Below are 8493 nucleotides of genomic sequence, written 5' to 3'. Positions count from 1 at the left end.
TCGCGGCTCCGCCGTGCGCCCTCCGGCGGGCCGCCGGTCCGACTTCGCGGCCCTGCCGCTCGCGCAGGCGTTCCCGCTCGCCGTCATCGGGGGCGTGCTGTTCGCACTCGCCTTCCCGTCGCCGGGCTGGTGGTTCCTCGCCTACCCGGCACTCGCGTGCATGCTGCTCGCCGCGATGGGCCAGCGTGCTCGGCGCGCGGCCTGGCTCGGGTACGTCTTCGGCGCGGCCTTCTGGATCCCCGCGATCTCGTGGGCCGGCCGCTACCTCGGACCGGTCCCGTGGTTCGCGCTCGCGCTGTTCGAAGCCGCGTTCTTCGCCCTCGGCAGCGTCGCGATCGCCCTCGCGTACCGCTGGGTGGCGCGTGTCGTGCCGTCCACCGCCGGACGCGTGTGGGGCCTCCCGGCCGTCGTCGCCGCGCTCTGGACCGGACGCGAGTGGTTCTCGGGGAGCTGGCCCTACGGTGGCTTCGCGTGGGGGCGGGTCGGCCTCTCGCAGTCGCAGGGCCCGTTCACGCACCTGGCCGCCTACGTGGGCGTGCTCGGTGTGACGTTCGTCGTCGTGTACTGCGTCGCGGTCGTCGTGTCGCTCGCCCTGGTCGTGCCCCGCGGTCCCGGCCGGGCCGTCCGGGTGCCCGTCCGCGTCGCGACGGCGGGACTGCTCGTCGCCGCCGTGCTCGCCGTGCCCGCGTGGCCGACCGCCACCGACGGCACGATCCGGATCGAGTCGGTGCAGGGCGACGGCCCCGCCGGGTACTTCGACCGGGCGGCGCCGGGCGCGGTGCTGAGCGCGCAGGTCGCGGCGACCGACGTCGAGGCGAAGGGGGTCGACCTCGTGGTCTGGCCCGAGGGCTCCGCCGAGTTCGATCCGCGCCAGCAGCCGGTGATCGCGTCGGCTCTCGACCAGGTCGTCGACTCTGTCGGGGCGCCGATCGTCGCCGGCGCCATCACGCAGACGTCCTCGGGGGTCCTGCACAACACCTCGTTCGTGTGGACGAAGGACGGCTGGCAGTCGTCCTACGACAAGAAGCGCCCGGTGCCCTTCGGCGAGTACGTCCCGGACCGCTGGTTCTTCTCCAAGCTCGCGCCGTCGCTCATCGGGCTGCTGCAGCGCGACTACACCCCGGGGACGAAGCCGAACGTGCTGTCGGTCGCCGGCGTCCGGGCGGGCATCGCGATCTGCTTCGACATCGTCGACGACGGACTCGCCACCGACATGGCGCGCGGGGGAGCGCAGGTCATCCTGGCGCAGACGAACAACGCTGACTTCGACGGCACCGACGAGAACCTGCAGCAGCTCGAGATCGCTCGGATGCGGGCGATCGAGACCGGTCGGTCGCTCGTGAACATCTCCACCGTCGGGGCGTCGCAGGTCATCGACCCGACCGGACGGACGATCGACCGGGTGCCGGCGTACACCGCGACGTCGATGATCACGGACGTGCCGCTCGGGACGACCACCACCCCGGCGACCCTCGCGTCCGGATCGATCGCGCTCCTGCTCTCGCTCGGCGGGCTCCTCACGCTGCTCGCCTGCGCGCCCTGGGGCCGCCGCGGCACTGCTCGCCGCGCCTAAGCAAGCAGGCCTCGGTCCCGCACTGGGAGAGGACTGTGAATGCGCCGGTCCGGGAGTGCAGGCGCGTGGGACAGTGTTGTGGAGGGCAGACGAGCGAGAGGAGCACACACATGGCTGATCGGAGTCTCCGCGGCATGCGGCTCGGGAGTCAGAGTCTCCAGAGCGAAGAGGGCGTCGAGCTCTCGGACCGCAAGCGTGCGGTCTACCAGACGGAATCGGGGGAGACGTTCGACATCGTCTTCTCGGCGGATGCAGACGTCCCCCAGACGTGGTCGGAGCCCCGCTCCGGTCGCGAAGGACGACTCCTCGGTGACGACGGCATCCCCGTCGAGGTCGCAGAAGAGGACGTCAAGGCCCCCAGGACCCACTGGGACATGCTGCTCGAGCGACGCTCGCGTGAAGAGCTCGAGGAGCTCCTGCAGGAGCGACTGCAGTTCCTGCGCGCACGGCGCGGCGCCTGACCCGCACACGACGACGACGCCCGCCCCGGTCTCCCGGGGCGGGCGTCGTCGTCGTGGTGGCTGTCAGCGGCGGCCGGAGCCGTCGCTCGTGCGGTGCCCGGAGGCGTCGGGGCCGGCGTCGGTCGCGCTCCCGTGGTGCTCGTCCTTCGCTGCGTCGCGGAGCTCGTCGGCCGCGGCCTCGTCCGACGCCGCGAGGTGCGCGTCGACGCTCTTGTTCGACTCGGCGAGACGCTGGTCGAGCTCGGACTCGGGGACGATGTCCGCCGCCGTGGCGTCCGGGCGGGGGACCGAACCGGCCGCGGCATCGGCGGCCGCGCTGTTCGCCAGGCTCTCGTTCGCGAGCTTGGAGATCCGCGACAGGAAGTCGCTCCCGGCACCGCCGCCGGCGATCGGTCCGCTGCCGGTGCGCCCGGCGGTGAAGCCCTTCGCGATGCCGGACAGTGCCTCGGTGAACTCGCTCGGGATCATCCAGAGCTTGTTCGCGGTGCCCTCGGCGATCTTCGGCAGGGTCTGCAGGTACTGGTACGACAGGAGCTTGTCGTCCGGGTCGCCGGTGTGGATGGCGTCGAACACCGTGGCGATCGCCTGCGCTTCACCCTCGGCACGGAGGACCTGGGCCTTCGCGTCACCCTCGGCCGCGAGGATGGCGGCCTGCCGCTGCCCCTCGGCCTCGAGGATCTGGGACTGCTTCGTCCCCTCGGCCTGCAGGATGGCGGCACGACGGCTGCGCTCGGCACGCAGCTGCTGCTCCATGGCGTCCTGGATCGACACGGGCGGCTCGATCGCCTTGAGCTCGACGCGGCCGACGCGGATGCCCCACTTGCCGGTCGCCTCGTCGAGCACGACGCGGAGCTGGCCGTTGATGTTGTCGCGGCTGGTCAGGGCCTCTTCGAGGTTGAGGCCACCGACGACGTTGCGGAGCGTGGTGGTCGTGAGCTGCTCGACCGCGCCGAGGTAGTTGGCGATCTCGTAGGTGGCGGCGCGGGCGTCGGTGACCTGGAAGTAGACGACCGTGTCGATCGAGACCACCAGGTTGTCCTCGGTGATGACGGGCTGCGGCGGGAAGGACACGACCTGCTCGCGCATGTCGAGCAGCGGCCGGAGTCGGTCGATGAACGGCACCAGCAGGTTCAACCCGGGGTTGAGGGTCTTGTGGTACTTCCCGAGGCGTTCGACGATCCCCGCGGTCGCCTGCGGCACGATGCGGATCGCGCGGGACAGGACGACGATCACGAAGATGACGACGACGAGGATGAGGACGAGCAGTGCGATCGTCCCGGCTGAGATGGTCACGAGGTGGCCCTTTCTCCGAGGCGGACGACAGCCGTCGACCCCTCGATGGACTCGACGACCACGGGGGTCCCGAGCGGAGGTGTTCGGTCTGTGGCGTCGGCGGAGATGCGGGCGCTCCAGGTCTCGCCGTTGGCCAGGCGGACCTGGCCGGGGGCGGACGCGGTGAAGGCGACGGCGACCGTGCCCGGCAGCCCGATGAGTCCCTCGACGTTGGTGCGGTGCGGGTCGGCGTTCCGACCGAGTGCCGTCAAGAGCCGCGGCCGGACGACCGACAGCAACAGCAGGGCGACGCCCGCGGCGATGATGGCCGACAGCCACCACGGTGCGCCGAGCAGTGCGGCGACCAGCCCGCCGGCGGCACCGGCCGCGAGCATGATGAAGATGAAGTCGAGCGTGAATATCTCGACCACGCCCAGCAGGAGCACCAGTCCGATCCAGATGACGGTCTGGATCCAATCGATCCCGTTCACGCGATCTCCCTCCCTCGGTCGCGCGCGGCTGCTCGCTGCGTCGCGACGGCCGGTCCAACTCCGTTCAACATATCAAGTCCGTGCTGTGCCCGCGCGGTGGTTGGTAGGCTCGTCGGCGGCCGACCCGCCGAACCAGACCTGGAGAACACGACTGTGAGCAACCCCCTCGCCCCCGGATCCCTCGCCGACAAGCGCGCCCTCGTCACGGGGTCGTCCCGCGGCATCGGCGCCGACACCGTCGGGTACCTGGCCGAGGCCGGCGCCAAGGTCGTCGTGAACTACCGCAACAAGGCCAAGCGTGCCGAGCAGATCGCCGAGAAGATCGTCGCCGCGGGCGGGTCGGCACTCGCCGTCGGTGCGGACCTGACCGACCACGACTCCGTCCAGGCGATGGTCGACACCGTCGTGCAGGAGTGGGGCGGCATCGACCTGCTCGTGCTCAACGCCTCCGGTGGCATGGAGTCCGGCCTGGGCGAGGACTACGCGCTGCGCCTGAACCGCGACGCGCAGGTGGACATGCTGCAGACCGCCGTGCCGCACATGCCCGCCGGATCGCGCGTCGTGTTCGTCACGAGCCACCAGGCCCACTTCGTCGAGACCGCCGAGACGATGGACGAGTACGTGCCGGTCGCCAAGAGCAAGCGGGCCGGCGAGCTCGCCCTCCGCGAGCTCGTGCCGCAGCTCGACGCGGCGGGCATCGAGTTCGTGGTCGTCTCCGGCGACATGATCGAGGGCACGATCACCGCCACGCTCCTCAACCGCCTGAACCCGGGCGCGATCGAGGGCCGCCGTGCCGAGGTCGGCAAGCTCTACAGCGTCTCCGAGTTCGCCGCCGAGATCGCCGCGGCCGCGATCGAGCCGATCCCCGCCGACCACACCAAGCTCGTCGGCGACGTCAGCGGCTTCGTCGGCTAACGTCGGACGGGTGACTGCGAAGCCCGGCCTGCGCCGCACCTCCCGGATCATCCTGCTCGACCCCGACGGTCGGGTGTTCCTGATGGACACCAACTCCCCGTCGTCGGACGGAGCGCACCGCTGGATCACACCCGGCGGCGGTGTCGACCCCGGCGAGGACCACCGCGACGCCGCGATCCGCGAACTGCGCGAGGAGACCGGCATCGTCATCGACGACCCGGGCGAGCCGGTGTGGTCGTGGGACTTCACCGTCGAGTGGGACCTGGCCGACCACGACCGCGGCCACGCGGAGTTCTACGTCGTCCGGACGCCCGGTTTCACGCTGTCGGACGCCGAGTGGACCGACGACGAGCGCGTGGACATCCTGCAGTCGCGCTGGTGGACGGCCGACGAGCTCGACGCCACCGACGAGCCGTTCGAGCCCGCCGAGCTCCCTGGTCTCGTCCGCACCCACGCGCCGTCCTGACGCGCCGGCTCGTTCCGGTGCGGAACCGTCCTGTGGAACGTCACACGTCACCGCTACCCTATGGGGCATGGAACCGAGTGCCGAGCACGCCGCTGACACCCACGACCGCATCCGGGTGCGTGGTGCACGTGAGAACAACCTGCGCGACGTCGACGTCGAGCTCCCGAAGCGTCGCCTGACCGTCTTCACCGGCGTGTCCGGGTCGGGCAAGAGCTCACTGGTGTTCGCGACCATCGCGGCGGAGTCGCAGCGCATGATCAACGAGACGTACAGCGCGTTCCTGCAGGGGTTCATGCCGTCGCTCGCACGCCCCGACGTCGACGTGCTCGACGGCCTCACCACGGCGATCGTCGTCGACCAGGAACGCATCGGCGCCGATCCCCGCTCGACCGTGGGCACCGTGACGGACGCCAACGCCATGCTCCGCGTGCTGTTCAGCCGCCTCGGGACGCCCCACATCGGTGGCCCGAACGCGTTCTCCTTCAACCTCGCGACGGTCACGGCCGGTGGTGCCATCACCGTGCAGAAGGGCAAGGACGCCAAGGCGGAGAAGGTCTCGTTCTCACGGCTCGGCGGCATGTGCGCCGACTGCGAAGGCCGCGGCACGGTCACCGACATCGACCTCACGCAGCTGTTCGACGACACGAAGTCCCTGTCGGACGGGGCGATCACGATCCCCGGGTACGGCACGGACGGCTGGAACGTCCGGATGTTCGCCGAGTCCGGGTACTTCGACAAGGACACGCCGATCCGTGACTTCACGGACGCCGAACGCCAGGACTTCCTGTACCGCGAACCGACGAAGCAGAAGATCGCCGGCATCAACATGACGTACGAGGGGCTCGTCCCGCGCGTGCGGCGTTCGTTCCTGCAGAAGGACCGCGAAGCGATGCAGCCCCACATCCGGGCCTTCGTCGACCGCGCGGTCACCTTCACCACCTGTCCGGCCTGCGGTGGCACCCGGCTGAACGACGTCGCACGGTCGTCGACGATCGCCGGCAAGAGCATCGCGGACGTCTGCGCGATGCAGATCACCGACCTCGCCGCCTGGCTGCGGGGGATCGACGAACCGACCGTCGGGCCCTTGCTCGACGGCCTGCGGGACGCGGTCGACTCCTTCGTCGAGATCGGCCTCGGGTACCTCTCGCTCGACCGCCCCACGGGGACCCTGTCCGGGGGAGAGGGGCAGCGCGTCAAGATGGTGAAGCACCTCGGGTCGTCCTTGAGCGACGTCACCTACGTCTTCGACGAACCGAGCACCGGGTTGCACCCCCACGACATCGAGCGGATGAACGGGCTCCTGCTCCGCCTCCGCGACAAGGGCAACACGGTGCTCGTCGTCGAGCACAAGCCCGAGGTCATCGCGATCGCGGACCACGTCGTCGACCTCGGGCCGGGTGCGGGGACGAACGGCGGGGCGCTCTGCTACGAGGGGCCGGTCGGCGGACTCCGTACGAGCGACACGGTCACCGGTCGCCACCTCGACGACCGGGTGTCGGTGAAGGACGTCGTGCGCGAACGCACCGGCGTCCTCGAGATCCGCGGCGCCGACGCGCACAACCTGCAGGGTGTGGACGTCGACGTGCCGACCGGGGTGCTCACGGTCGTGACGGGTGTCGCCGGCTCCGGCAAGAGCACGCTCATCCACGGGTCGCTGTCACCGCGCGACGGTGTCGTCGCGATCGACCAGGGCGCGATCCGCGGCTCCCGGCGGAGCAACCCGGCGACGTACACGGGGCTGCTGGAGCCGATCCGCAAGGCCTTCGCGAAGGCCAACGGTGTGAAGCCCGCCCTGTTCAGCGCCAACTCCGAGGGTGCGTGTCCGGCGTGCAACGGCGCGGGGGTCATCTACACGGACCTCGGCATGATGGCCGGCATCGCGACCCCGTGCGCCGAGTGCGGCGGGAAGCGATTCGACCAGTCGGTGCTCGAGTACCGGCTCGGGGGGAAGGACATCAGCGAGGTCCTCGCGATGCCCGTGGCCGACGCTGCGGCGTTCTTCGCGACGGGGGAGTCGAGGATCCCTGCGGCGCACGCGATCCTCGCCCGGCTCGTCGACGTCGGACTCGGGTACCTGACGATCGGGCAGCCGCTGACGACCCTGTCCGGCGGCGAGCGGCAGCGCCTCAAGCTCGCGACGCACCTCGGCGACCCCGGCGGAGTGATCGTCCTCGACGAGCCGACGACCGGGCTGCACCTGGCGGACGTCCAACAGCTGCTCGGGCTGCTGGACGGCATGGTCGAGGCCGGGCGTACGGTCGTCGTGATCGAGCACCACCAGGCCGTGATGGCACATGCCGACTGGCTCATCGACCTCGGGCCCGGCGCCGGCCACGACGGCGGTCGTGTGGTGTTCGAGGGCACGCCGGCCGAGCTCGTCGCCGCTCGGTCGACGATCACGGGGGAGCACCTGGCGGCCTACGTCGGAGCCTGAGGCGGGGGACAGGTCCGGGCGGAGTACCTGAACACCAGCTGGCCGAACGGTCTACCGTCCTGACTGACGCTCATGCTTGGGCCACCACGCCCGCGGCTACCCGGTCGCATGACGAGCGTCCACGACGAAGGAGACCTCATGGCCGACCAGACCGGTGGACCGAACTACCCCGCAGCGAACACGCCCGGTGCAGCACCGGCCGGCACGGGTGGCGGACTCGCCATCGCGAGCCTCGTCCTCGGCATCATCGGTGTCGTCGGTGGCATCTTCCTCGCGATCATCGGCGTGATCGCCGGCATCATCGGGCTCGTCCTCGGCATCCTGGCTCGCCGACGCGCGTCCGGTCGGGGGATCGTCCTCGGCGGCATCATCCTGTCGGCCATCGCGATCGTCATCGGCATCGTCGGCTACATCCTCACCGCGGTCGTGCTGTCCCAGGCCTGAGTCCACATCGCCGCTGGCGTCTCACCGGGGATCACCATCCCGAGTCGGCGCACGGCGGTCCGCCAGCGAGGCGGGTCGGCAGCGATGCCGATCCGCCTCGCCGGCATTCGGCGTCCGCGCGTCGCACCCCCGTCCCACGTCGCGACGCCACGGCGGACGGGAGGCGCGAGTCGGGCCCGCACCGTTCCTCCTGGACCACGCCACGCGTGTTCCGGACCGCCGGACGCGCGCCCAGGTCGGCCCGCGTAGCTTCCGCCACATGAGCTACAGCCAGCCTGACCCTGCCGAGGAGACCACCCACAGCGAGGAGCCGGAGCAGCCGGACACGGACCAGAAGAACCTCGAGGAGCAGGGCGGCGAACACGCCTCGCTCGAGATCGACGCCGACGACGTCCCGACGAGCGTCGATCCGCAGTCCTGATCGCACGGCGGCACGG

At 70.7% G+C, this 8493-nt stretch carries 9 protein-coding genes; 7 read left to right on the top strand and 2 right to left on the bottom strand.

Annotated features, from left to right (window positions below; translation table 11 throughout):
- The first annotated feature begins 13 nt into the window (after window positions 1-13).
- Together lnt and HWD93_RS11885 are read left to right on the top strand one after the other, a co-directional pair.
- A complete protein-coding gene (lnt, locus tag HWD93_RS11890) occupies window positions 14-1573 on the top strand; it encodes an apolipoprotein N-acyltransferase (protein ID WP_261646933.1) in 1560 nt (519 codons plus the stop codon).
- Between the two features lie 110 nt (window positions 1574-1683).
- Window positions 1684-2034, top strand: a complete 351-nt coding sequence (locus tag HWD93_RS11885) for an RNA polymerase-binding protein RbpA (protein WP_070419007.1) — start codon at window positions 1684-1686, stop codon at window positions 2032-2034.
- Between the two features lie 63 nt (window positions 2035-2097).
- Here the strand turns inward: HWD93_RS11885 and HWD93_RS11880 are convergent, their stop codons facing one another.
- Both HWD93_RS11880 and HWD93_RS11875 read right to left on the bottom strand, forming a co-directional pair.
- The gene (locus HWD93_RS11880; RefSeq protein ID WP_071294705.1) at window positions 2098-3327 is read right to left on the bottom strand and encodes an SPFH domain-containing protein; all 1230 of its coding nucleotides are present in this window, start codon (window positions 3325-3327) and stop codon (window positions 2098-2100) included.
- The gene (locus tag HWD93_RS11875) at window positions 3324-3797 is read right to left on the bottom strand and encodes an NfeD family protein (protein WP_254789583.1); all 474 of its coding nucleotides are present in this window, start codon (window positions 3795-3797) and stop codon (window positions 3324-3326) included. Before HWD93_RS11875 ends, HWD93_RS11880 begins: the two co-directional genes overlap by 4 nt.
- Before the next feature lie 153 nt (window positions 3798-3950).
- On the opposite strand from HWD93_RS11875, the gene HWD93_RS11870 reads away from it, so the two are divergent.
- From HWD93_RS11870 to HWD93_RS11850, 5 genes are all read left to right on the top strand, one after another.
- The gene (locus HWD93_RS11870) at window positions 3951-4712 is read left to right on the top strand and encodes an SDR family oxidoreductase (RefSeq protein ID WP_071294704.1); all 762 of its coding nucleotides are present in this window, start codon (window positions 3951-3953) and stop codon (window positions 4710-4712) included.
- Between the two features lie 10 nt (window positions 4713-4722).
- Window positions 4723-5178, top strand: coding sequence for an NUDIX hydrolase (locus tag HWD93_RS11865; RefSeq protein ID WP_071294703.1), 456 nt, complete (start codon window positions 4723-4725; stop codon window positions 5176-5178).
- A gap of 67 nt (window positions 5179-5245) precedes the next feature.
- Window positions 5246-7612 (top strand): excinuclease ABC subunit UvrA, encoded by a 2367-nt coding sequence (locus HWD93_RS11860; protein WP_261646931.1) that lies wholly within the window; start codon window positions 5246-5248, stop codon window positions 7610-7612.
- A 138-nt stretch (window positions 7613-7750) separates the two neighbouring features.
- Window positions 7751-8056 carry a hypothetical protein gene (locus tag HWD93_RS11855; RefSeq protein ID WP_070419002.1) on the top strand — a complete coding sequence of 102 codons (306 nt, stop codon included), beginning with the start codon at window positions 7751-7753 and terminating at the stop codon, window positions 8054-8056.
- Between the two features lie 259 nt (window positions 8057-8315).
- On the top strand, window positions 8316-8477 hold the full coding sequence (locus HWD93_RS11850) for a hypothetical protein (protein WP_261646930.1): 162 nt from the start codon (window positions 8316-8318) through the stop codon (window positions 8475-8477).
- Window positions 8478-8493: the final 16 nt, after the last annotated feature.

Origin of the sequence: Curtobacterium sp. C2H10 (assembly GCF_025407985.1) — a bacterium.
Classification (GTDB): domain Bacteria; phylum Actinomycetota; class Actinomycetes; order Actinomycetales; family Microbacteriaceae; genus Curtobacterium.
This window is presented reverse-complemented; position numbering and strand designations above follow the sequence as displayed.

What these genes read in the sequence shown, in the direction of transcription:
- HWD93_RS11885 (WP_070419007.1), top strand. Translation starts at nt 1,684, where the DNA reads ATGGCTGATCGGAGTCTCCGCGGCATGCGGCTCGGGAGTCAGAGTCTC.
- HWD93_RS11860 (WP_261646931.1), top strand. Translation starts at nt 5,246, where the DNA reads ATGGAACCGAGTGCCGAGCACGCCGCTGACACCCACGACCGCATCCGG.
- HWD93_RS11855 (WP_070419002.1), top strand. Translation starts at nt 7,751, where the DNA reads ATGGCCGACCAGACCGGTGGACCGAACTACCCCGCAGCGAACACGCCC.
- HWD93_RS11850 (WP_261646930.1), top strand. Translation starts at nt 8,316, where the DNA reads ATGAGCTACAGCCAGCCTGACCCTGCCGAGGAGACCACCCACAGCGAG.